Origin of the sequence: Alloalcanivorax venustensis (assembly GCF_047495515.1) — a bacterium.
Taxonomy (GTDB): Bacteria; Pseudomonadota; Gammaproteobacteria; order Pseudomonadales; family Alcanivoracaceae; genus Alloalcanivorax; species Alloalcanivorax venustensis.
The window spans coordinates 2356503-2379582 of the sequence record NZ_CP179934.1 but is presented as its reverse complement, the minus strand read 5'-3'; the positions used below and the strand labels follow the sequence as shown (position 1 = coordinate 2379582).

The window sequence follows — 23080 nt, the reverse complement described above, 5'->3', positions numbered from 1 at the left end:
ATAGGAGATGCTATGCGAACCCTTTCCAGGGGCGCCTTGGCGGTGGTGTTGTCGATAACCGGGCTGGCGGCCCCGATGGCCGCGAGCGCGGCCCTGAGCCGCGCCCAGTTGGAGGATCTGGAGCACCATCTTTGGCAAGTGCGCACGGATTACCACATGTATGCCGTCATGGACGGCAACGACACCTACCGGGTAGCGCTCAACGAAGCCGCTCAGCAGGCCGCCGAAGCGCTGGATGAACTGCGCGCCGCCGGCGAGTCCGACGCGGAGCGGGCCCTGGTCGCGGATCTCGCCGACCAGTGGCAACGCATGGCCGCCGACCAGGCCCTGCCGGCCCCCGGCGACGCCGAGGGCGAAGCGGCGTCCGGCGACCCGCGGCGGCTGGACGACCTGCCGGCGGAAATGGCCGCCGGCATCGACGACTTCGAAGGCGCCGCCGACGGCGACTACGACGACGTCCACGGGCTGATCAGCGAGCTGCAACAACTGACCTCGTCCTACGTGGCGATCATCGCCGACAACAACGACGGCGACGATGAGGGGCAACAGGATCGCGGCGCCTTCGAGCAGGCGGTGCCGGCGTTTTCCGACCGGCTCAAGCGGGTGCAGGCCGCCCACCGTGGCGACGGCAACCTCAACCGCACCCTGGAGCAGGCCGCTCTCAAGTGGGGGTTCATCCGCTCTTCCATGCTCAAGTTCGGTGACGACGCGGTGCCGTTCCTGGTTTACCGCTATACCTCGCAGATGACCAGCAGCCTGCAGCAGGCGGTGGAGCTGGCCACCTCCGAGGTCGCCAAGCCCACCATCGGTCCGCCCGAGTAGCGCTCAGTCGGCGCGCGCCTCCAGCCAGTCGGCGATCACCCGCCAGCACTGGCCGGGCGCCTTGCTGCCGGCGAACACCCCGGCGTGGCCGCCGGGGGCTTCCTCGAACCGCTTCTCGCGGCTGCCCACCACTTTGAGAATCTCCCGCGCGGCGCGCAGGCTGACGATGCGGTCGGTGCGTCCGCCGAACGCCAGCAGATCCTGGGTGATGGCGCCGAAATCCACCGGCCGCCCGCCGATGCTGAGACGGCCGTCGGCGAGGCTGTTGGCGAGCACCATCTTCTCGATCACTTCGCGCACCACCGCCCCCGGGTAGTCGACCATGTCGTTGAACCACTGGCCCATGGTCATGTACTCGGTGAGGTAGTCCCGGTCGCCCATATTGCGCAGCAAATCCACGTAGGACTGCACCAGCCCCGGCGGGTTGGTCATCTTGAAGCCCAGCGACAGCAGCCGGGCGGGAATGTGGAACAGCTTGCTGTCGAGCGGCTCCAGGCGCACCTGGAACCAGTCGTGGGCCTGCATGGCGGGAATCGCCGCGAGGCTGAAAATCTTGCCGAACGGCCCGCTTTTATGAAAATTCACCGGGCTGGCGATGGTCGACAGACTGCGCACCGGCGCCTCCGGGTGGCTGCCCAGATAGAGCATGCACAGCAGCCCGCCCATGCAGTAGCCGAGCAGATTCACCTGGTCCGACCCGGTGTGCTCGCGCACCCGCTCCACCACCTGCGGCAACCACTGGTTCACGTAGGTGTCCAGGTCCAGGTCGCGGTCGGCCTGGGACGGCTGGCCCCAGTCGATCAGGTAGACGTCATGGCCGCGCGCCATCAGGTAACGGACCATGGACCGGTTGGGCATCAGGTCGTAGGTCCAGCAGTGGATACCCAGCGCCGGCACCAGAATCAGCGGAATACGATGCTTCTCCCGCCGTACCGGTATCTCCTCGTCGCCGACCGGAATCCGCGCCATCGGCGGCAAACTGTAATGACGCAGCGCCATGATGCCGTTGCGGTAAATTTCGTCCCAGGGCGTTTTGTCGGTCTGAATGAAGCGCCGCGGATGACGGCGGCGCTCCACCATATGGCTCAATGCGCGCAGTGATGATTTCACGGAAGGACGTGGTGCCATGGAGGCTCCGCTGATAGCAATTGATCCCGAGTAAGGGTAGGCGGTAATCTTGCCGGGCCCGCAGTAACAGAGCATTGGCCCCCGTGACAAATTCAAAGCCCCCTTACACCCGCATGGACGTCTGTAACCGGTCCCTGGAGACCGTGCGCCATTCCCGCAACCTGGGTATGGAAGTGCTCAGCGCCGAAGAAGACGGCGTCCGTGTGCGCCTGCCCTGGCGCGAGGACCTGGTCGGCAATCCGGACACCGGTGTGCTGCACGGCGGCGCCATCTTCGCGATGATGGACCAGGCCGGCGGCATGGCGAACAGCTGCCGCCTGTACCCCAACTTCGAAATCACGCCGACCATCGATTTCCGCGTCGACCACCTGCACGCCCCGACACCGGGCAAGGCGGTGATCTGCTACGCCAGCTGCTACCGGCTCACGCCCAACGTCACCTTCGTGCGGCTGACCACCTGGGAAGAGGGCGAGGAAGAGGGTGAGCCGGTGGCCACCGGCCTGGCCACCTACACACGCATGAAACTGGATAAGAACGGGCGGGTGGTGTCCTGATGACCGATTCACTGAAAGCCTTGATCGAAGCCTGCCGCAACGGCGAAGCCAACTACCAGGACCTGGTGGACCGCGTGCCCTATGCGCGCTTTCTGGGTATCGAGTTGCTGGTGCAGGGCGAGGAACTGACCTTCATTCTGCCGCGCAACGAAAACAATATCGGCAACCCCACCTTGCCGGCGTTGCACGGCGGCGCCGTGGCCGGCTTCATGGAGCAGGCCGCGATCATCTTCATCCTGCTGGAAATGGGCGAGCCCAAGGTGCCCAAGACCATCGATTTCACCATCGACTACCTGCGCGCCGGCCTGTTCCGCGACACCTTCGCCGAATGCCGCATCACCCGCCTGGGCCGTCGCATCGCCAATGTGCACATCAGCGCCTGGCAGAAACGCCGGGAAGAGCCGATCACCATTGCCCGCGCCCACTTCCTGCTGTCCGAAGAAAACAACTAGCGGCGGCGATAGGGCAACGAAGGTGATATATTAGCGGGCCCGATAGGAGGCCCTCTTTGTCATTATCGCCGGTTGCCAGATCCTCGACCTTTACCCAAAGCCTGCTGCTTGCCGCGGTGGGCGTCACCGCCCTGGGCCAGACCCTGGTGTTCACGCTGCTGCCGTCGCTGGGCCGGGCCACCGGCCTGGCCGAGATCCAGGTGGGGCTGATCATCAGCTGCTCGTCGCTGGCCTTTGCCCTGGCCAGCCCGGTGTGGGGCTACCTCAGTGAACTCTACGGCCGCCGGCCGATCCTGATCATCGGCCTGAGCGGCTACGCCACCGGCACGCTGCTGTTCGCGCTGGTGTTCCAGGCCGGGCTGGCCGGCTGGGTGAGCGGCGGCGTTCTGGTGGCGCTGCTGGTGGCCGCGCGCATGAGCCAGGCGGTGATCATGGCCGCCACGCCGCCGTCGGCGGCGGCCTACACCGCCGACATCACCGCGCCGGAGGCGCGCACCCGCGGCATGGGCCGCATCGGCGCCGCCAACAACCTGGGCACCGTGCTGGGCCCGGGCATCGGCGGCATGCTGGCGGCGGTGGCGCTGGTGCTGCCGCTCTATCTGGTGGCCGGTCTGGTGGCCTTGATGGCGGTGTTTATTCTGTTCTTCCTGCCGCCGTCGCCGTACCGCGGCGAGCCGCCGGTGCAGCGCCGGCGCACGGTGCTGGCCACCGGCCTGCGCGCCTATACCGACCGCCGTTTTCGCGATCTGTTGATCACCGGGGTAGTGCTGTTCATGAGCTTCGCGCTGGTTCAACAGACCCTGGGCTTTCTGTTTCAGGACGCGCTGAACATGTCGCCCAGCGAAGCGGCCGGCGCCCTGGGCACCGCCATGATGGCGGCGGCGATCACCTCGCTGACCGGCCAGATTCTGGTGGTGCAATGGCTGCGCGCGCCGGCATTGGTGTTGCTGGCCCTGGCGGTTCCGGCCATCGGCCTGGGCGCCGGCGTGCTGTGGCTGTTCGACAGCCGTCTGGGCATGACCCTGGCGGTGATGCTGGTGGGTATGGGGATCGGTTTCGGCATGCCGGCGATCATGTCGCTGGCGAGCCTGAGGGTGGACAGTTCGGAGCAGGGCAGGGTGGCCGGGCTGGCCAGTGCCTGTCCGTCGCTGGGGTTCGTGCTCGGGCCACTGGTGGGCACCGGGCTGTACACGCTCGACCACCGTTTTCCGTACATGCTGGTGGTGATGCTGATGGTGCCCCTGGCGGTGCTGGTCTGGCGGCTACGCCGGGCCGGCACCGCCTGAGGCGGTGGCGCGGAGCCCTGAATTATTCCTCGTAGGGAATCAGGGTCAGTTCCACGCGGCGGTTCTGCTGGCGGCCTGACGCCGAACCGTTATCCGCGATCGGCTGGGTTTCGCCGAAACCGACCACGTCCATGCGCACGGCCTGCACGCCGTAGCCGCTGAGCACATCGGCCACCGCCTGGGCGCGCTGCTGGGAGAGCAGCAGGTTGTAGCGGTCGCCGCCGGTGCTGTCGGTATGGCCGGCGATCTGCAGCATGGTGGAATCGTATTCCTTGAGGACTTCGGACACGGAGTCCAGCACGGAACGGAACGAGGATTTCACCTGGGTGCTGTCGGTGTCGAAGGTCACGTTACCCGGCATGTTGAGAATAATGTTCTCGCCGTCACGGGTGACGGACACGCCCGAGCCTTCCAGTTTCTGACGCAGCTTGGCTTCCTGGACGTCCATGTAGTAGCCCACGCCGCCGCCGGCGATGGCGCCGATACCGGCCCCGGCCAGGGCCCGCTCTTTGCGCTCCTTGGCGCTGTCCGAGGTGGCGATACCGATCAGCGCGCCGCTCACCGCGCCGATGGCGGCGCCGCCGGCGGCCTTGGAAGTCTGTTTTTCCCCAGTGTAGGGATTGATGGTGCTGCAAGCGGACAGGGACAAAGCCCCGGCCAGTAAGAGGCATCCGGCAGTGCGTTTCATCATTACTCCTTGTTATCCATTGTTCCTGAGTGGCTCAACAATAAGCGATCAGGGAACCGAAACCATAGCGGCGCGGTAAAAATCGGTAAAGTAGGGTAGCACCGGGATGCGATCGCGGTCTCTTAAAGCGGCGGCGGGCGCCACATCAGCCAGATCGGAGGACCGTCGGCGGTGACCCGGTCCTCGCGGATCACCTCGAAACCGAAGCGGCGGTAGAGCGGCAGGTTGTCCGGCTCGCAGGTCTCCAGGAAGGCACCGTGGCGGTCCCTGTCGCACAGGGCGAGCACCGGCGCCAGCAGGCGGCGGGCGTGGCCGCGCCCCTGCTGGTCCGGCGCCACCCCCAGCACCTGCAGGTACCAGTGGGGTCGCTTCGGATGCAGTTGCTGAATATGCTGGATGCCGCTCAGCCGGCCGGGCAGGCGGGTGAGCCCGGTAATCGCCGCGAAGTCGGGCAGGAAGCGAAGCTGCTGCCACAGCCCCAGACGCCACTGGCCCGGCGGCGACCACAGCGCCGCCCCCACACCGGGTATATGATCGACCCGTCCGGGCAGGGCCAGGTGGCGCAGCTGCGCGGCCATGCCGCGCCGCAGGCGGACCTGGAAATCCTCCGGCCGGCACAGCCAGCGCCAGAACGGATCGTCGACGAAGGCGCGGGCCAGCACCTCCACCACGGCGTCGAATTCGGCGCGGGTGCAATGCGGCTGCAAAAGAACCGGGGATAATGAGTAGGATGAAGGCATCCGGCGTTTGTAGCAGACTGACCGCGAAAAAGGAACGGTCGTGCCACCCGGAGGCAAAGCGTTCACACAATCCAAGGAGACACCATGCTGGCGAAGCGTGCGTCACTGGCCGAACTGGCCGGGGAACAATGGGACCTGATCGTGATCGGCGGCGGCATCACCGGCGCCGGCGTGTTGCTGGAAGCGGCCCGCCAGGGGCGCAAGGCGCTGCTGCTGGAACAGCAGGATTTCGCCTGGGGCACCTCCAGTCGCTCGTCGAAGATGGTCCACGGCGGGCTGCGCTATATCGCCCAGGGCGAAGTGCGCCTGACCCGCGACGCCCTGCGCGAGCGGGAGCGGCTGCTGCGCGATCTGCCCGGCCTGGTGGAGCGGGCCCAGTACCTGTTCCCACTGCGCGACGGCCGGTTCCCGGGGCGCTGGCCGATGACCGCGGTGCTGTCGCTGTACGACTTTCTGGCCGGCATTCGCGACCACCGTTTCGTGCCCCGCGCCGAGGTGCTGATGCGCGTCCCGGGGCTGGATACGGCGGGCCTGAACGGCGCCATGAGCTACACCGACGCCCTCACCGACGATTGCCGGCTGGTGGTGCGCTGCCTGCTGGAAGCGGCCCGGCATGGCGGCCGTTCGCTCAATTACGCCCGCGCCACCGCTATCCGCACCGAGAACGGCCGCACCGAGAACGGCCGCGCCCGGGTGGACGTCACCGATCTGGAAAGCGGCGACAGCCTGACCCTGAACGCCGGCGCGGTGATCAACGCCACCGGCGCCTGGGCCAACCGCCTGGGCGGCGCCGGGCAACGCATCCGCCCGCTGCGCGGCAGCCATCTGTTCGTCGACCCGGCGCGGCTGCCGGTGGCCGACTGCCTGACGCTGATTAACCCCCGCGACGACCGGCCGGTGTTCGTGTTCCCGTGGGAAGGGGTCACCTGCATCGGCACCACCGACCTGGATCACGGCGACAGCCTGGACCAGGAGGCCCGCGCCAGCGGCGCGGAAGTGGACTACCTGCTGGAACTGATCAACGGACAGTTCCCGAAGGTGAACCTGGGCCGCGAGGACATCCTCTCCACCATGGCCGGGGTGCGCCCGGTGATCGCCTCCGGCGACGGCAAGGATCCCTCCAAGGAGCGCCGCGACCACGCGGTGTGGGAAGAGAACGGCGTGGTCACCGTGAGCGGCGGCAAGCTCACCACCTTCCGGCTGATCGCCCTGGACGCGCTCTGCGCCGCCGGCCTGCTGGGCCCGCGGGAGGCGCGCCGCGCCCGGCGCAGCAACGCCCCCTTGTTCCGGCCGCTGCCGGACGCGCCGGAACAGGTGGACCAGTTCCTTCATGGCGTCCAGGACGACGAGGCGCTGTTGCGCTGGGTGCTCAGCCACGAGGCGGTGGTGCATCTGGACGACCTGCTGCTGCGCCGCACCCGGCTGGGTTTGCTGCGCCGCGACGGCGGCGCCGGCCTGGCGGAGCGGCTGCGCGCGCTCACCGGCGAACTGCTGGGCTGGGACGCGGCCCGCTGGGAACAGGAATGGGCCCGCTATGAAGAGATCCGTGAGCGCTTTTACGGCGTGCCGCCGGCGGACCGGGACCGGGCCGCCGCCTGAGCCCCGAACGCTACCTTTGCATTATCGGAGTCGATCGTTATGCGCGTTACCGATTTGGCCCGGCGGGCCGACACCACCGCCGAAACCGTTCGCCACTACACCGATCTGGGCCTGCTGACCCCGCGTCGCGACCCACACAACGGCTACCGCCAGTACAACGGCGTCGACCTGTCGCGGCTGCGCTTCGCGCTGAAAGCACGCAGCCTGGGCTTCACGCTCGGCGACGTGCGTGAACTGATCGAAGAGTCGGAGGGCGGGGAAACGCCGTGCCCGAGGGTGCGGTCGTTGATCGAGGCGCGCCTCGCCGAAGTGGAAGCGCGCATCCGTGAACTGAGCGAGTTGAGCGCGCGCATGCGCGCCGCCATGGACGACTGGTCGCGGGCCCCGGACTGCCATCTGGGCGACGGCAGGGTGTGCGGCCTGATCGATTCCTTCAACGCCGAATCGGCGGCGCCCCGCTAGGACGCCTGGTCGCCGTTCTCTTCGGCGCTTTGCTCTTCCTTGATCAAACCGATCACCGACCAGCCGGCCCGGGGCTCCGGCTGAGACTCGGACGTGAACACGTGGATCCGGTCCTTGCTGTCCACCGCGAACAGCGGCCAGACCTGCCGGTTCTCCACCGCCAGATAGGCCTTGAAGTCGAACTCCTCGGTGATCCGCGTCTTGCGGATGTCCGCGCCCTGACTGAGCAGGCTGGCGAGGCGGGCATAGGTCATGTCCGGCCCGAACAGGGTGGCGCCCCGGTGGTGCGCGGCCACGTCGTGCTTCTCTTCCTTTTCGCTCTGCCAGGGCAGGCTGTAGACATTGGGTTCGCCGAATTCCAGACGGTAGCGCATGGTCGCCATGGTGTTCAGTTCCCGGCGCGGGCTCAGGCCCAGCAATTTGCCGTAGCCCACCAGGTCCAGGTACTGATCCGCGTGGCTGGAGACCGGGTTGCCGTAGAAGGTGGGCAGCCCTTCCATGCGCGCGGTGCGGATGCTTTCCCAGCTGGAATCGGTGAGGATCACCGGGAAATTGTTCTGGCTCAGGGTCTGGCCGATGGCGCGGGCCACCGGGTTGGCGCCGATGATCAGGAAGCCCCTGGGGCCCGGCTCGGCCACCTTGAGCAGCCGCGCCAGCGGCCGGGCGGTGACGCTCTGCAGCGCCACCGTGCCGATGATCACCATGAAGGTGAGCGGCACCAGCAGCTCGGCGCCGGCCACGCCGTTTTCTTCCAGACGCTGGGCGAACAGGGCGGACACCGCCGCGGCGACGATGCCGCGCGGCGCGATCCACGCCAGCAGCGCCTTCTCGCGCCAGTTCAGGCTGCTGCCCAGGGTCGCCACCCACACCGACAACGGCCGCGCCACCAGCTGGATGATCGCCAGCACCAGCAGGGCGGTGGCGCCCAGGCTGAGCAGCTGCTCCATTTCCAGGCGCGCGGCCAGCACGATGAACAGCACCGAAATCAGCATCACCGACAGGTTCTCCTTGAAGTGGAGAATGTCGTCGGTGCGCACGCCCTTGCGGTTGGCCATCACGATGCCGGCCACGGTCACCGTCACCAGGCCGGATTCCTCGCTGATGCTGTTGGACAGCACGAAGGAGCCGATCACCGAGGACAGCACCAGGAAACTGCGCAGATACTCCGGCACCAGGTGGCGGCTCAGCAGGGCGCTCAGCGCCAGCGCCACGGCGCCGCCCATGGCGGCGCCCACGGCGATCGCCTGGAAGAACAGCCACAGCCCGTGCAGCAGGGCACCCTGCTGGCCGGTGGCCACCACCAGCTCGTAGGCGAGTACCGCCAGGATCGCGCCCAGCGGGTCAATCACGATGCCTTCCCAGCGCAGCAGCCGCGCCACGCTCGCCTTGGGGCGCACGCTGCGCAGCAACGGCACGATCACCGTGGGGCCGGTGACCACCACCAGGGCGCCGAACAGCAGCGCCAGCTCCAAGGGCAGATTCAGCAGGCCCCAGGCGGACAGCGTCACCACGCCCCAGGTGATCAGCGCCCCCCAGGTGACCAGCCGGCGCACGGTTTTTTCCAGGCCGCGGATCTCGCTGAAGCGAAGGGTGAGGGCGCCCTCGAACAGAATGATCGACACCGCCAGGGACACCCCGGGCAGCAGCAGATCTCCGAATAACTGCTTGGGTTGGATCAGACCGGCCACCGAGCCCAACAACAGGCCGGACAGCAGCAACGGTAAAATGGCGGGCAGCTTGATGCGCCAGGAGGCCCACTGGCAGACAAACGCCACCACGGTGATCAGGGCCAACTGCAAAGGTACGGAGAGTTCCATGGGCTTCCTTGTCTGAGAGTGCGGCTATAGTCCCAGCGAACCCGGAGCGTCGCAAGCCCGATTTTTTTCATCCCGCTAACGGCAAAAACGACGGTGATAATGATAGGCTTGCCGACCTCCGTTGTACCGCCCAGGGATTCCCGATGCCTACCGTTTCCCCCGTACGCCTGGCGATCATGCTCGGCACTCTGGTGGCCCTCGGGCCGCTCGCCATCGACACCTACCTGCCGGCGCTGCCGACCATGGCCGACGACTTCGGCGTGGCGGTGCACCGCATTGAGCTGTCGGTGAGCGTCTATGTGCTGGGTGTGGCGCTGGGCCAGTGGCTGGGTGGGCCGCTGTCGGATCATTTCGGCCGCAAACCGGTGGCCTATGTGGGCCTGTCCGTTTTCATCGTCGCCAGCCTGGCGATCACGGTGTGCTCGCAGGTGGGCTGGCTGTACGGTCTGCGCGTGCTTCAGGCCCTGGGCGGCGGCGCCACCGTGGTGATCGCCGCCGCCTCGGTGCGCGACCATTTCAACGGCCGCGAAGCGGCCCGGGTGCTCACCAGTGTGGGCCTGGTGCTTCTGTTGGCGCCGCTGGTGGCGCCCGCGGTGGGGGCCTTCCTGCTGCACCTGGCCGGCTGGCAGAGCATCTTCGTGATGTTGGCCGGCTACGCCGTACTGGTGGCGCTGATGCTGCGCTTCGCGATGCCTTCCGTGGCCCCGCAGGTGGCGGAGGAGCCGCTGCGCCACCGCATGTTCGCGGCCTACGGCCGGGTGCTGCGCCAGCGCCGGGCGATGGGCTTCATCCTCGCCAACGGCCTGATCTTTTCCGCCATGTTCACCTTCATCACCGACGCCGCCTTTCTCTATATCGAATACTTCGGCATCGACGAGGCCCGCTTCCCGCTCTATTTCGGCGCCAACGTGGTCGCCATGCTGGGGCTCAACCGCCTTAACGTGTTGCTGCTGCGCCGCTTCGACAGCGCCGCGATCATGGCCGTGGCGGTGGTGCTGCAAAGCCTGGCCGCGCTGACGCTGCTGCTGCTCACCCTGAGCGGCTACCTGACGCTCTGGAGCACGGTGCCGCTGATCATGGTGGTGGCCGGCATGGCGGCGCTGGCGATCCCCAACGCGCTGGCCAGCTTCCTGGCCTTCTTCGAGCGCGACAGCGGCGCCGCCACCGGCCTCAACGGCTGCCTGCAGTTTCTGATGGCGGGGCTGATCGGTTCCGGGCTGGGCCTGATCCACAACGGTACGCCGCTGCCGATGACCGCCCTGATGGCGGCCAGCGCGGTGGGCGGGATGCTCTGCTTCTTCCTGCTGGCGCGGGAAAAGCCGGGCCTCAGGCAGTAGCCGTCAGGACATCAGGCGCGCCAGCGGCGCGCTGTGGCGTCGTGGCTTGAGCCACTGGGTCGCCAGCATCGGCAGGATCAGCACCCAGGGCAGCAGAATCCACCAGGACAGCGGCATATCGCCGTCGAACAACTTGGTGCCCAGCGGCCAGAGCGCCACCAGGTGCAGCAGGTGCGCGAACAGGGCGGCGCCGCCGAGCAGCAGGGCCTGTTCGAGCACCGCCACCCGGCGCAGCAGGGCGGAGCGCGCGCCCAGCACCCGCAGCAGCGCCTCGTCGCGGCGCCGCTGCTGGCTGCCCGCCAGCCAGGCGGCGGCCATCACCAGCACACTGGACGCCAGCAGCAGTGCCGCCAGGGCCAGGGCCGCGCGGCTGGCGCGGGCGATCAGGTCCTGGGCCTGGTCGAGCAGGGCGTTCACGTCCAGCAGGGTGATCTGGGGGAACTGACGGATCAGGTCCGGCAGGTCCGCGCCCTGACCTTCGGGCAGGTAAAAGCTGGTCAGCCAGTAGCGGTTCAGTGATTCCAGCGTGCCGGGGCTGAACATGAAGTAGAAATTCGGCTCGAAGCTTTCCCATTCCACTTCCCGCAAACCGACCACGGTGGCCGCCACACTGCCCGAGGGCGCGGTGAAGCCCAGTTCGTCGCCCACCTTCAGGCCCAGGGATGCCGCCAGTTCCGATTCCACCGACACTTCGCCGGGGGCATCGGCCACCCAGCGCCCGTCGGTCACCCGGTTACTCTCCGGCAGGGTGTCGGCCTGGGTCAGCGACAGGTCGCGGTTGAGGGCGCGCTGGCCCTGGTCGTCCTCGTCTTCCTTGGTGACCGCCTCGCGTACCGGCTGGCCGTTCACCTCGGTGAGGCGGGCCCGGACCACCGGGTAAAAGCCGGGCACCTCGGCGTCGTGGGCGTCCAGCCAGCTTCGGAACGCGTCCATATCCTGGTCGAACAGATTGAGCACGAAATAGTTGGGCGCCTTCTCCGGCAGGCTGGCGCGCCACTGGCCCAGCAGCTGCTGGCCCACCTGGCTGGCCAGCGACATGACCGCCAGGGCCAGCACCATGGCGGCCAGCATCGGCAGGGTGGTCATCGGGCGCCGGGCCAGGCGCCGCAGCGCCAGACGCGGCGCCAGCGGCAGACGGGCACCGCCCTTGTCGGCAAGGCGCAGCGGCCCCCACAGCAGCAGCGGCAGGCCCACCGCCACGGTCACCATCAGCAGCAACAGCTGCCCCAGGGCCACCAGCGAGCCGGACAGCATCATCGCCACCAGCACCGGGGCCAGCAGGGCGCCGAGCAGATTACGGCCGGTGCGCGCCGCCGGGGCCTCCAGGCGGTCGGCGAGGATCAGCCGCGCCGGCAGATCCGCCAGCCGCCACAGCCGGGGCAGGGCGAAACCGGCCCAGATCACCACCGGCGCCAGGGCCAGCAGCAGCCAGGTGAGCACGGACGGCCGCCAGGTGAGGGCGTCGCCGAGCCATTGCTGCAGCAGCAGAAAGCCGCCGCCGGCCAGCGCCAGGCCCACCAGGATGGACGGCAGCAGGGCCGCCAGCTCGCGGCCCAGTATCTGGCCGAGGATAAGGCGGCGGCCGGCGCCGAAGGTTTTCATCACCGCGCAGCGGCGCGCCTGCTCGGCGCTGCGCACGCCGGCGGCCAGGTAGACGGCGCCGCCGCACAGCAGCACCACCATCATCACCGACAGCTGGCCCCACAGGCTGAGTTGCCGCATCGGCCCCATGGAGCGCATCGCGGCGTCCTCGCGGGTGTCGATCTCCTGATGCGGCGCCAGGGTGGGTTCCAGCCGGTCAAGGACGCCGGCCATTTGCTCGCCGGGGGCGGCGATGCGCAGTTCATATTCGACCCGTGTGCCCGGCGCCAGCACGCCGGTGGAGTCCACGTCCTCCAGGTTCATCAGCACCCTGGGGTTCATGCTGTAGAAACCGGCGCCCTGGTCCGGCTCGCGGACCAGCACTTTGCCGATCCGCAACTGGCGCTCGCCCACGGTGACGGTGTCGCCCACGTTCTGTTCCAGGCGATCCAGCGCCGGCCCGGCCAGCCACACCTCGCCGGGCGGCGGGCCCTGGTCCACGGTGCCCGGCGTGGCGAAGCGCTGGTCCGCCACGGTGAGCTCGCCGTACAGCGGGTAGGCGTCGTCCACCGCTTTGACGCTGGTGAGTACGAAGGTGTCGCCGTGCACCAGCACGGTGCTGAAGGCGCTGATCCGGGAATGGGGCAGGGCGGCCACCTGCTCGCGCTGGGCCCGGGTGGCCGGCTCGCTGCCCTCCAGCACCAGGTCGCCGCCGATCGCCTCGGCGGTGCGGTTGGCGAAGCGGTGGTCCAGCTCGCCGCGCATCAGCACCACGGCGGCGATCGCCAGGGTGCACACCAGCAGCGCCAGGGCCTGGATGCGGAACGCGGGCGAACGCCAGGGACGAAGCAGAGGTCGCGGGGACAAATCAGGCACTCAGGCGGCCCTCCACCAGTTCGTGATGGGTGCCGCAGTGCCGGGCCAGGGCGGGGTCGTGGGTCACCAGCACCAGGGCGGTGCCGTGGTCGCGGTTCAGGTCGAACAGCATCTCCGCCACCTGGTCGCCGTTGGCCCGGTCCAGGCTGCCGGTGGGCTCATCGGCGAACAGCAGGGCGGGCTCCATGGCGAAGGCGCGGGCCAGCGCCACGCGCTGCTGCTCGCCGCCGGAGAGCTGCGACGGGAAATGCCGTTCGCGTTTGCCCAGGCCGACCCGGGCCAGCCAGTGCCGGGCCTTGTCCCGGGCCCGGTCGGCGCCGGCGATTTCCAGCGGCAGCATGACGTTTTCCAGGGCGGTGAGGTCGGCGACCAGATGAAACGCCTGGAACACGAAGCTGCAGTAACGCCCGCGCAGCGCCGCGCGCGCGTCTTCGTCGAGGCCGCTGAACGGCTCGCCGGCGAGGCGCACGTCGCCGCCGGTGGGCACGTCCAGGCCGGCCAGCAAACCCAGCAAGGTGGATTTTCCGGAACCGGACGGCCCGGTGATGGCCAAAGTGTCTCCCCCTTGGACGGTGAGGTCGATATGCTCCAGGAGGGTCAGCTCGCCTTCCGGGGCGGAGACCGTTTTGCTAAGTTGTCGCGCGACAAGCACGGGAGTCGAGGCCATATGTGGGAACGCCTGATCGTTTTGGTTTTACTGGTAACGCCGTTTTGCGCCCGCGCCGAGGGCGTGCTGGTGCTGGGTGACAGCATCAGCGCGGCCTATGGTATCGAGGAAACGCAGGGATGGGTGCACCTTTTACGACAACGGCTGGAAACGCAATGTTCCGGGCTGCCGGTGAACAACGCGTCGGTGAGCGGCGACACCAGTGACGGCGGTCTGGTGCGGCTGCCGGATCTGCTCGAGCGCCACCAGCCGGACACCGTGGTGATCGAGCTGGGCGGCAACGACGGGCTGCGCGGCCTGCCGCCGCAGCGGCTGGGCGACAACCTGGCCCGCATGATCGAACTGAGCGAAGCGGCCGGCGCCGAGCCGGTGCTGCTGGGCATGCGTATTCCGCCTAATTACGGCCAGGCCTACACCCGCCTGTTCGAGCAGGCCTTCAAAAAGGTGGCCGGGGAAACCGGGGTGCCGTTCGTGCCTTTCCTGCTCGACGGCGTGGTGGAAGCGGGGCAGATGCAGCGCGACGGCATACATCCCACCGCCGAGGCCCAGCCGGGCCTGCTGAAAAACGCCTGGCCGGCGATCAAACCGGCGCTGCCGGACCACTGCGACCTGTAAAGGAAGAGCACCATGGAATTCACCATCCCGTACCGGGATATCCTCGACTTCTGGTTTGGCGACAGCGGCGGCCTGGAAGGGGAGACCGACGATGCCCGGGGCTGGCCGCCGGAATCCTTGCGCCGGCGCTGGTTCAAGAGCAGTGACGCCCAGGACGCGGAAATCGCTGAACGCTTCGGTGACCGAGTGGCGGCGGCGCTGCGGCGCGACCTGGTGGACTGGGAACGGGAGCCGGGCCCCAGGCTGGCGCTGATCCTGCTGCTGGACCAGTTCACACGCAACATCTATCGCGGCACGGCGGACGCCTTCGCCGGCGACCACCACGCCGCCACGCTGACCCTGGAAGGTTTATCCACCGGCATGGACCGGCGCCTGGGCTGGGCCGGCCAGGTGTTTTTCTATATGCCGCTGATGCACGCCGAGGACGCCGAGCTGCAGGACCGCGCGGTGGCCTGCTACCAGGACCTGCACGCACGGGTGCCGGCGGCGCTTAAGGACGATATCGCCAACAACCTCAAATTCGCCGAGGAGCACCGCGACATCATCCAGCGGTTCGGCCGTTTCCCGCACCGCAACCGGGTGCTGGAGCGCACCGACAGCGCCGAGGAACTCGACTTCTTGCAGCACGCGCGGCGCTACGGGCAATAAATCGCGCACAAACAAGGTCTCTGGGATCCTGCCGGGTGGCTAAAGCCACCCTTTCGCGGGCGGGGCCCGCTCGCACAGGCTGGATTAGGGGCGCGGTTCCAGGGCTGTCAGGGCGGTTGTCATTCGGGAGGCCAGGTCCGGTTCGAGCGGCGTGCCGACGGGCCGTTCGTCGACCAGCGCCAGGGCCTCTTCCAGCGGTGTGAAGCCGCTCGATTTCATCGCTTTGGGCAGCCGCTCGAGTTGCCAGGCCATGCGTTCCTCGCGGGCGTGTTCGGGGCTGTCGACGCCGGCCAGGGCTTCCAACGCGGCGGCCAGGGCGCGGTCTTCGGCGCGCTCCTCGCCGGACGGCGCGCCGCTGACACGGTCGCGGGCCGCCTGCCAGCGCTGCCACCGGGGCAGGTCCTTGCGCAGCGCGCGCAATTGCTCCTGCAGCCGTTGCAGCTGTTGCTGCAGGCTGCGGCCCAGCGACGCGCCGTCCACCGCCTGCAATTCCTCGGCGAGGGCGGCGAGGGTGGCGCCGTCCTGTTCCGGCAGGGGCCGGGCGGTTTGTTGGGCGGCCCGTTCCAGTACGGTCTGTGCCTGTTCGGCAGCTTCGGCGCGCTGCGCCTGCTTTTGTTCGGTGTCGGCCTGACGCGCGGCGAAGATGGCGTCCATGGTACGGCGGAAACGCTTCTGGAACGGCCGGTGACGGGCCGGCGGCAGCCAGGGCGCGGCGCGCCATTGCTTCTGCAGCGCCTGGGCCTCGCGGGCGGCGCCACGGACGTCGACGGCCTGTTCGCCCTGGTCGGCGGCCACGCTCTCGGCGAGGGCGGCGGCGCGCTCCAGCAGCGCCTGGCGGGGCTGCTCGGCCTGCCGCCAGGCCTCTTCCAGGCGCTCATCGATTTCGCTGAGCAGCGCCGAAAAGCGCTTTTGCACGTCGCGGGCGTCGGTGAAGCGCACCGGCGCGTGGCTCTTCCATTCCTGTGGCGCCTGCCGACGGATTTCCCACACCGCCTGCCAGTCCGCGTTCTGCCAGTCCTGGGCGGCGACGAAATCGGCCAGCTGCCGGCACAGTGCCTCGCGGCGCCGCAGGTTTTCCTCGCGCAGGGCGTCGAGCTCGGCGAAGTGCGCGCGGCAGGGTTCATAGGCGCGGTCGGAGGCGGCCTTGAAGCGGTCCCAGAGCGCCTGGTCCTGATCCTGGTCGGAGCTCATCAGCGCGCGCCACTCTTCGTGCAGAGCCTGGACGGCGCTGGCGCGCTCTTCGGCGTCCATGTCCGTTTCGGCGAGCGCTTCCATGCGCTCACAGAGCTGTTCTTTCTTGGGCTGGGCGGCGAACGCGTGCCAGTCGCGCAGCTCTTCCCGGCGTGGCGTGAGGCGCTCGAGCTGCTGCTGCAGCCAGGGGTCGTTCTGCTCGGCCAGCACCGCTTCGGCTTTGTGCCAGAGCCGGTTGGCGTGCTTGAGATTGCCCTGTTGTAGCTCCCGGCGCAGGGCCACCACCAGACCGCGGTGCTCACTGTCGGCGCCGGTCCGCGCCGGCGCCTGCCGGGGCTTCTGTTGCTGCTTCGGCTCTTCCTGCTGTTCGGGAGGCTCGGGCGGGAGGGCCGCCGCCAGGGCGGAAGGCGCCGCCACCTCGGCGGGCCACTGTTCGGCCAGCTCGCGGCGCTGGTTGTCGTCCTCGGCGTCCAGGGCCGCTTCCGCCAGGGCGATCAGCCGGCGCCATTCGCTCAACCGGGAGTGGAACATCAGGTCGGACTCGTCGTCCGCCTCGAGCAGTTCGCCGGCGGCCTGCCAGCGTCGCTCCTGGGTGGCCACCGCCGAGCGCAGCTCGCCGAGCTGCTGGTCCCAGGTCTCCGCGCTCAGGTCGCGATACAGAGAACGCAGGGTGTCCAGGGCGGCGCGGCGCTCGTGGGCGGCGGATTCCAGCGCTTCCTGGCGGGCCGCCGCTTGCTGCTGCTCGCGCCGATGCGCGTGGCATTGCGCCAGGGCGCTTTCCACGCGGGCGGAGCGGGCCTCATCGGCGTGCTCGGAGAGGGCCTGCCAGCGCTGCTCGAGCCGTTGCAGGCGGCCTTCGAACAGGGGGTCGGCGCTGTGCTGGGCCAGTTGTTCCAGGGCGTCGATCAGGGTGTCGAGCTGTTCCTCGTGGCGGCGCGCCTCGGCGTCCCGGGCCTGCAGGGCCTTGACCCGGTCGCGGGCGACGCGCACCACCTTTTTGTCACGGCCTTCGCGCCCCAGCTGGCGCAGCAGGGTGGCGTCCTGCAGGCGTTCGGCGGCGGCCAGGCGCAGCGCGGCGTCGGCGCCTTCCAGGGCCAGCCGGTAGAGCGACTCCGGTTCCTCGATGGCGGCGAGGGCGGCGTCCCGGCACGCCTGGTCGGGGCTGTGGCGGGCCACATGCAGCAGCACCCGGGCATTGCCGGTGTGCTGGATCAACCGCAGCCGGGTGTCCACCGCCGGGGCGCCGTCCACGGTGCCGGCCAGCAGCGCCACGAAGCGGTCCGAAGCGGCGTCACGCACGCCGGCATCGCCGTCCGCTTCGATCAGCTGGTCCAGCAGGTGCAGGTCCAGCAGGGCCGACACGGCGGCGGCGCGCACCCTGGCGCTGCCGTCGTCGCGGGCGAGTTTCGACAACGTTTCCTGATCCTGGCGCGGATTCAGGTTCGCGACCGCCTGGGCGCGAACCTCGGCGTCGCGGTGTTGCCACCGGGGTTTGAACAGTTTGCCTAGCATGGCCATCCCATTGGATTTGCTTTGTATTTATGCGGCGCCAGGAGGCGCCGGGCCACTACTATAGGCAACCCTCGGATAGGATCACAGACGTGACTCGATAAGAGCGTCTTTTTCCGCCCAGATTTCGCTCACCCACTCCTGAATGCGGCGCCGGAACTCCGGGTCGTTCTCGTAATCGCCCTGCGCCGCCCAGTCCGGGATCGGCCGGCGCCGGGCGATCACTTCCACCCGGTCCATGTCACCGCCCAGGAAGCCGAGCAGGGAACGGCTGGTGCCGGGAGGATAGACAATGGTGAAGTCGAGCAGGCAGTGCAGCTGGCCGCCCATCGCCTTGAGGGTAAAGGCGGCACCGCCGGCTTTGGGTTTGAGCAGATGCCGGTACGGAGAGTTTTGTTGACGGTGCTTCTCTTCCGTGAAGCGGGTGCCTTCGAAGAAGTTCATCACCGACACCGGATAGTGCGCGTACTTCTCGCAGGCCTTGCGGGTGGTCTCCATGTCCTTGCCTTTGAGCTCCGGACGTTTTTCCAGCTGGGCGCGGCTGTAGCGCTTCATGAACGGAAAATCCAGCGCCCACCAGGCCAGCCCCAGCAGCGGCACCCAGATCAGCTCCTGTTTGAGGAAGAACTTCAGCGACGGCACCCGGCGGTTGGTGACTTTCTGCAGCACCAGAATGTCCGCCCAGGACTGGTGGTTGGAGGTCATCAGGTACCACTCCTGGCGGGCCAGGCCGTCCATGCCTTCCACCCGCCATTCCACCTGACTGAACAGATCAATGATCGCGTTGTTGATCGCCATCCAGGTTTCGGCGATCACCACCAGCACCCGGGACAACCGAACCTGGGCGGCGTGGAACGGCAGCAGCAGCCGGAGCAGGGCGAACAGATACAGAGGGGTGACCAGCAACAGGGTGTTGAGGAAGATGCCCACCAGCGCCAGCACGCCGCGGATTTTTGTTGAAACGGTCATCAGCGTTACACGGTTGCGGAGTAAGCGCGCATGCTAGCGCAGATGGCGGGCCGGCCCCATGTCAGTTTCGGTCACTCGTGCGACCAGGCCTGCCATTGGCGAGGCCGGGGCGAGCGGGTAGGGTCGGGTTTTCGAATTGAAGGAGCGGTGTTCATGAGTGGTCCCCTGGCGTCTTTGAAAGTTCTGGATTTTTCCACCCTGTTGCCCGGTCCGTTCGCGACCCTGATGCTGGCCGACATGGGGGCCGAGGTGCTGCGCGTGGAATCACCCACCCGTCCGGACATGGTGCGGCTGCTGCCGCCGTCCGAGGACGGCGTGTCGGCGGTGCACGGCTATATCAACCGCTCCAAGCGGTCGATCGCCGTGGATCTGAAGAAGCCGGAAGGCAAGGAGATCATCCGGCGGCTGGTGGCCGAGTACGACATTATCGTCGAGCAGTTCCGCCCCGGGGTCATGGACCGTCTGGGCGTGGGCTACGAAGACCTCAAGGCGATCAACCCGGGGTTGATCTATTGCTCGATCACCGGCTACGGCCAGGACGGGCCCTACCGGGACCGGGCCGGCCACGATCTGAACTATCTGTCGATCGCCGGCATGACCGCCTACAACGGCCGCAAGGCCTCCGGCCCGGCGCCCATGGCGTTCCAGGTGGCGGACATCGCCGGCGGTTCCTGCCATGCGGTGATGGGCGTGCTGGCGGCGGTGATCCACCGCCAGAGCACCGGCGAGGGCCAGCACGTGGACATCTCCATGACCGACGCCGCCTTCAGCCTGCACGGCCTGGCCGCGCCGCCGGCCCTGGTGGGCGGTCAGGATCCGGACCTGGAGACCACCCAGCTCAACGGCGGCGGCTTCTATGACTGCTACCGCACCCGCGACGGACGCTTTATGTCCGTGGCCGGCCTGGAGCCGCAGTTCTTCACCCAGTTCTGCCAGGCCATCGGCAAGCCGGAACTGACCAGCAAGGGCATGACCCTGGACCCGACCGTGGTGGCGGAAGTGAAAGCGGAGATCGCCGAGGTGATCGGCGGCCAGGACTACGACCACTGGTGCCGGGTGTTCGCCGATCTGGATTGCTGCGTGGAGCCGGTGCTGAGTTTCTCCGAAGCCACCGAGCATCCGCAGCTGAAGGCCCGCGACATGGTGGTGGAGGTGCCGCGCCACGACGGCGGCAAGCAGCGCCAGGTGGCGTCGCCGTTCAAGTTCTCGGCCACGCCGGTAGGCTACCGTTTCAGCGGTGCCCGTCTCGGCCAGCACAGCGACGAGGTGCTGGCCGACCACGGCTTCAGCGACGAGGACATCCAGGCCTTCAAGGATTCCGGCGCGGTGGGTTGATCGGTAATTCCCGCCGCCTCCGGGCGGCGCTATGCTGTCGTCATGAGGCGACTTTCCGGGCTGTTGATACTTTGCATGGTGGGGCTTCCGTTACCCGGGACGGCGGCCCCGGCGACCTCCACGGATCCCTGCGCCCAGGGACCGCGTGCCCTCTGGGTGGACCGCACCCACGACTGGCTGTCCCGTGGCCTGTGCTGGCCGAGCCGCTGGGTGGACGGCTTTTTCGCCGACCCGCTCAGCACCAGCAACGAGCCCGCCGCCAGCCTGGTGCGCATTACCGGCGAGCGCACCTGGCGGGACGACGGTCTGGACGACCGCGACCTGGATGTGGACGCCCGGGTGTGGCTGCCGAGCGCCGAGCGGCGGCTGTCCCTGCTGTTTCGCAGCAACGAGGACGACACCGTGGCCGACGGCCCGCAGGCCTCCGAAGTCACCGGCATCGGCGAGGACGACAGCGGCTTTCGCGGCGCCCTGCGCTGGGTGATCAACCGCACCGAGGCCATGGACCTGGACCTGGACACCGGCGTGCGCTCCGACCTGACCACCTTTACCCGGCTGCGTTACCGCAGCGTCCATCCCCTGTTCAACGAATGGGCCTGGCTGCGGTTCACCGAGCGGGTCGAATGGCGTGACCCCAAAGGCTGGCGCAGCCGCTCCCTGTTCGAGGTCGACCGCGCCTTGAGCGATACCGCCAGCGTGCGCCTGGCCAGCGAGATTCAGTACAGCGAGGAATTGAACGAGGACGGGCGCGGGCTGGGGCTGTTCCAGGGCGCCAATCTGTTCCTGCGCCAGAGCGACAAGGCGGCCTGGAATCTGGGTGCCGGGGCCGCCGGCTTCACCAAGCCGGAGGCGCGGGTGGACAGCTACCGCTGTTACGTGCGCTACCGGCGCCAGGTGTGGCGGCCGTGGCTGTTCGTGGAAGTGGAGCCGTTCGTCCTGTGGCCCCGGGACCAGGGCTATCAGGGGGTGAACGGCGTTACCGTGCGGCTGGAGACGCTGTTCGGCCGCCTGGACGGCTGACGCCGCTCAGTTGGCCCAGGTGCTGCGGCGGCGGCCCGACTTGGATTTCAGCAGCAGGCCGGCGATGGCGCCGAGAATCAGAATGCCGACCCCGGTGATCCATTGCTGGGAGGTGTTATTACCGCGCAGCATGGCGTTTTCCGCTTTCACCTGGTCGAGCTCCGAGCGCAGCATGCTGAGCTCTTCGTTGAGCCGGCGGTTGGCCTGATCCAGGCGGATCGGATCGGCGGCCACGTCGCGCAGGTTTTCCAGCTCGTCGCTGCGGCTGCTCAGCGACCCCTTAAGCTCTTCGTTTTCGGCACTCAGGCGGTCGCGCTCCGCTTCCACGCTGCTCAGGCGCTCGCGCATTTCGGTCATGCGGCTTTCCATTTGCTTGCGGTCGCCGCTGATCTGTTCCAGACGAATGGCGGCGGTGGGGGAACGGCTGATGTACTGCTTGCCGATGTAACCCTCGGTATCGCCGAAGCGGATGTGCGCCCAGTCACCGTCTTCCCCCAGAAATTCCACCCGGGTGCCGCTTTTCAGGCCGCGATGGACGATGCGGTAGCCGGAACCGGCGCCGGAGCGCACCGGCACGTAGATTTCATCGTCGATCCAGGCGGTGGCGGCCAGCGCCGGTGTGGACAACAGGGCAATCAGCACGAAGCAGAGCCAGCGAACGAGCATTAACAGGTACTCCTTAGAATTCAAGGCGCGAAGTTTAGGCAACCCTCGGCGGCAATGGCGCCGAAATAGTCACATTTTCCGGCGCTTCGCGGGTCGATTTTGTAAAAACTCAGGGCAGGACGGCCTTGAAGGGCTTCACCTGGACGTGCGCGTAGACGCCGGCGGCCACATAGGGGTCGGCGTCGGCCCAGTCACGGGCGGCTTGCAGCGATTCGAACTCCGCCACCACCAGCGAGCCGCTGAAGCCGGCGTCGCCGGGGTCCTCGCTGTCCACCGCCGGCAGCGGCCCGGCCAGAATCAGGCGGCCCTGATCACGCAGCCGCTCCAGGCGGGCGATATGGTCGGGGCGGGCGGTCTTGCGCAGCGGCAGGGAGTCGGCCACGTCTTCACTGATTATCGCGTACAGCATCGTCGTCCTTTTTCTTCGGTTCCTCGGCGGATTTTTCCTGATGGAACAGTTGTTTGCGGTCTTCCTCGGAAATGTGCCGGTAGAAATACAGGAACACCGCCACGTAGAACACCATCTGGATGGCGGTGAAGCCGAACAGTTTGAAATTGACCCAGAAGTCGGTGCTGAACGTATAGGCAATGAACAGATTGAGCCCGCCCAGGGCCATGAAATAGAGCACGAAGGCCAGGTTAAGGCGGGTCCACTGGGCGGCGCCCAGCGCCACCACGCGGCCGAAACCGCTGATCATCAGCTTTTCGCACAGCCGCTGCAGCAGGTTGCGCTCGCGCAGGAAATGCCCGCCCAGCAGCACCGCCGCCAGCACGAAGCTGATGATCGACGGCCGCCACTTGATGAACACATCGTCGCGCAGCAGCAGGGTGAGGCCGCCGAACACCAGAGTGACGGCCAGCACCATCAGGTGCAGGCGGTGCCAGCGCCTCCAGATCAGGCGGCCGGCGACCACCTGAAAGCTGGTGGCGGCGATGATGCCCCAGGTGGCGAGCATGATGTCGCGGCCACTGAGAAAATAGAGGCCGAAAAACACCACCACGGGGAGATAATCAAACAATTGCTTCATGGACACGCATCCTTACCGGGACCGCCGATGGTAGCGGGAACGGCGGCGCAAATCATCCCGCCGGGGCAGGTTGTGTGATACCTTGCCCGC

Annotated in this window: 22 protein-coding genes; 11 read left to right on the top strand and 11 right to left on the bottom strand. The window is 67.9% G+C overall.

Annotation, left to right across the window (positions count from 1 at the left end; translation table 11 throughout):
* The first annotated feature begins 12 nt into the window (after nt 1-12).
* On the top strand, nt 13-822 hold the full coding sequence (locus ACMG4O_RS11155) for a hypothetical protein (protein WP_414433802.1): 810 nt from the start codon (nt 13-15) through the stop codon (nt 820-822).
* A gap of 3 nt (nt 823-825) precedes the next feature.
* Here the strand turns inward: ACMG4O_RS11155 and ACMG4O_RS11150 are convergent, their stop codons facing one another.
* Nucleotides 826-1950 carry an alpha/beta fold hydrolase gene (locus ACMG4O_RS11150; RefSeq protein WP_142949750.1) on the bottom strand — a complete coding sequence of 375 codons (1125 nt, stop codon included), beginning with the start codon at nt 1948-1950 and terminating at the stop codon, nt 826-828.
* 83 nt (nt 1951-2033) lie between these two features.
* On the opposite strand from ACMG4O_RS11150, the gene ACMG4O_RS11145 reads away from it, so the two are divergent.
* The 3 genes from ACMG4O_RS11145 to ACMG4O_RS11135 are packed head-to-tail and all read left to right on the top strand — an operon-like array spanning nt 2034 to nt 4242.
* Entirely contained in the window at nt 2034-2504 is a 471-nt protein-coding gene (locus tag ACMG4O_RS11145) for a PaaI family thioesterase (protein ID WP_255442606.1), read from the top strand.
* Complete coding sequence (locus ACMG4O_RS11140) at nt 2504-2956, top strand: PaaI family thioesterase (RefSeq protein ID WP_142949749.1); 453 nt, start codon at nt 2504-2506, stop codon at nt 2954-2956. Before ACMG4O_RS11145 ends, ACMG4O_RS11140 begins: the two co-directional genes overlap by 1 nt.
* A 56-nt stretch (nt 2957-3012) precedes the next feature.
* On the top strand, nt 3013-4242 hold the full coding sequence (locus tag ACMG4O_RS11135) for an MFS transporter (RefSeq protein WP_228548015.1): 1230 nt from the start codon (nt 3013-3015) through the stop codon (nt 4240-4242).
* A gap of 22 nt (nt 4243-4264) precedes the next feature.
* On the opposite strand, the gene ACMG4O_RS11130 is transcribed toward ACMG4O_RS11135, so the two are convergent.
* Both ACMG4O_RS11130 and ACMG4O_RS11125 read right to left on the bottom strand, forming a co-directional pair.
* The gene (locus tag ACMG4O_RS11130; protein WP_142949748.1) at nt 4265-4930 is read right to left on the bottom strand and encodes an OmpA family protein; all 666 of its coding nucleotides are present in this window, start codon (nt 4928-4930) and stop codon (nt 4265-4267) included.
* Between the two features lie 122 nt (nt 4931-5052).
* Nucleotides 5053-5670 (bottom strand): GNAT family N-acetyltransferase, encoded by a 618-nt coding sequence (locus ACMG4O_RS11125; protein ID WP_142949747.1) that lies wholly within the window; start codon nt 5668-5670, stop codon nt 5053-5055.
* Nucleotides 5671-5754: 84 nt separating this feature from the next.
* On the opposite strand from ACMG4O_RS11125, the gene ACMG4O_RS11120 reads away from it, so the two are divergent.
* Nucleotides 5755-7269, top strand: coding sequence for a glycerol-3-phosphate dehydrogenase/oxidase (locus tag ACMG4O_RS11120; protein WP_142949746.1), 1515 nt, complete (start codon nt 5755-5757; stop codon nt 7267-7269).
* 39 nt (nt 7270-7308) lie between these two features.
* Nucleotides 7309-7731 (top strand): MerR family DNA-binding protein, encoded by a 423-nt coding sequence (locus ACMG4O_RS11115; RefSeq protein WP_142949745.1) that lies wholly within the window; start codon nt 7309-7311, stop codon nt 7729-7731.
* Here the strand turns inward: ACMG4O_RS11115 and ACMG4O_RS11110 are convergent.
* Entirely contained in the window at nt 7728-9548 is a 1821-nt protein-coding gene (locus tag ACMG4O_RS11110; protein ID WP_142949744.1) for a cation:proton antiporter, read from the bottom strand. The two genes, ACMG4O_RS11115 and ACMG4O_RS11110, sit on opposite strands and share 4 nt — an antisense overlap.
* Before the next feature lie 143 nt (nt 9549-9691).
* Here ACMG4O_RS11110 and ACMG4O_RS11105 point away from each other — a divergent pair, with 143 nt between their 5' ends.
* Nucleotides 9692-10885, top strand: a complete 1194-nt coding sequence (locus ACMG4O_RS11105) for a multidrug effflux MFS transporter (RefSeq protein WP_194855934.1) — start codon at nt 9692-9694, stop codon at nt 10883-10885.
* A gap of 3 nt (nt 10886-10888) precedes the next feature.
* Here the strand turns inward: ACMG4O_RS11105 and ACMG4O_RS11100 are convergent, their stop codons facing one another.
* On the bottom strand, nt 10889-13342 hold the full coding sequence (locus ACMG4O_RS11100; protein WP_414433801.1) for an ABC transporter permease: 2454 nt from the start codon (nt 13340-13342) through the stop codon (nt 10889-10891).
* Nucleotides 13335-14009 (bottom strand): ABC transporter ATP-binding protein, encoded by a 675-nt coding sequence (locus ACMG4O_RS11095; protein ID WP_142949742.1) that lies wholly within the window; start codon nt 14007-14009, stop codon nt 13335-13337. Before ACMG4O_RS11095 ends, ACMG4O_RS11100 begins: the two co-directional genes overlap by 8 nt.
* Between ACMG4O_RS11095 and ACMG4O_RS11090 the strand changes: the two genes are divergently transcribed.
* Both ACMG4O_RS11090 and ACMG4O_RS11085 read left to right on the top strand, forming a co-directional pair.
* Entirely contained in the window at nt 14010-14624 is a 615-nt protein-coding gene (locus ACMG4O_RS11090; protein ID WP_142949741.1) for an arylesterase, read from the top strand.
* 12 nt (nt 14625-14636) lie between these two features.
* Complete coding sequence (locus ACMG4O_RS11085; RefSeq protein ID WP_142949740.1) at nt 14637-15272, top strand: DUF924 family protein; 636 nt, start codon at nt 14637-14639, stop codon at nt 15270-15272.
* Nucleotides 15273-15356: 84 nt separating this feature from the next.
* On the opposite strand, the gene ACMG4O_RS11080 is transcribed toward ACMG4O_RS11085, so the two are convergent.
* Both ACMG4O_RS11080 and ACMG4O_RS11075 read right to left on the bottom strand, forming a co-directional pair.
* The gene (locus ACMG4O_RS11080; RefSeq protein WP_414433800.1) at nt 15357-17975 is read right to left on the bottom strand and encodes a DUF349 domain-containing protein; all 2619 of its coding nucleotides are present in this window, start codon (nt 17973-17975) and stop codon (nt 15357-15359) included.
* Between the two features lie 81 nt (nt 17976-18056).
* On the bottom strand, nt 18057-18941 hold the full coding sequence (locus tag ACMG4O_RS11075) for an acyltransferase (RefSeq protein WP_414433799.1): 885 nt from the start codon (nt 18939-18941) through the stop codon (nt 18057-18059).
* A gap of 153 nt (nt 18942-19094) precedes the next feature.
* Between ACMG4O_RS11075 and ACMG4O_RS11070 the strand changes: the two genes are divergently transcribed.
* Entirely contained in the window at nt 19095-20276 is a 1182-nt protein-coding gene (locus tag ACMG4O_RS11070; protein WP_142949737.1) for a CaiB/BaiF CoA transferase family protein, read from the top strand.
* 156 nt (nt 20277-20432) lie between these two features.
* Nucleotides 20433-21296: a hypothetical protein gene (locus ACMG4O_RS11065; RefSeq protein ID WP_142949736.1), complete on the top strand. Its 864-nt coding sequence runs from the start codon at nt 20433-20435 to the stop codon at nt 21294-21296.
* Between the two features lie 6 nt (nt 21297-21302).
* On the opposite strand, the gene ACMG4O_RS11060 is transcribed toward ACMG4O_RS11065, so the two are convergent.
* From ACMG4O_RS11060 to ACMG4O_RS11050, 3 genes are all read right to left on the bottom strand, one after another.
* Nucleotides 21303-21962, bottom strand: a complete 660-nt coding sequence (locus ACMG4O_RS11060; protein WP_142949735.1) for a TIGR04211 family SH3 domain-containing protein — start codon at nt 21960-21962, stop codon at nt 21303-21305.
* A 109-nt stretch (nt 21963-22071) separates the two neighbouring features.
* Nucleotides 22072-22371, bottom strand: coding sequence for a YciI family protein (locus tag ACMG4O_RS11055; protein ID WP_142949734.1), 300 nt, complete (start codon nt 22369-22371; stop codon nt 22072-22074).
* Nucleotides 22349-22990 carry an inner membrane-spanning protein YciB gene (locus tag ACMG4O_RS11050; RefSeq protein WP_335628858.1) on the bottom strand — a complete coding sequence of 214 codons (642 nt, stop codon included), beginning with the start codon at nt 22988-22990 and terminating at the stop codon, nt 22349-22351. The genes ACMG4O_RS11055 and ACMG4O_RS11050 overlap by 23 nt, the downstream gene beginning before the upstream one ends.
* Between the last annotated feature and the right edge of the window lie 90 nt (nt 22991-23080).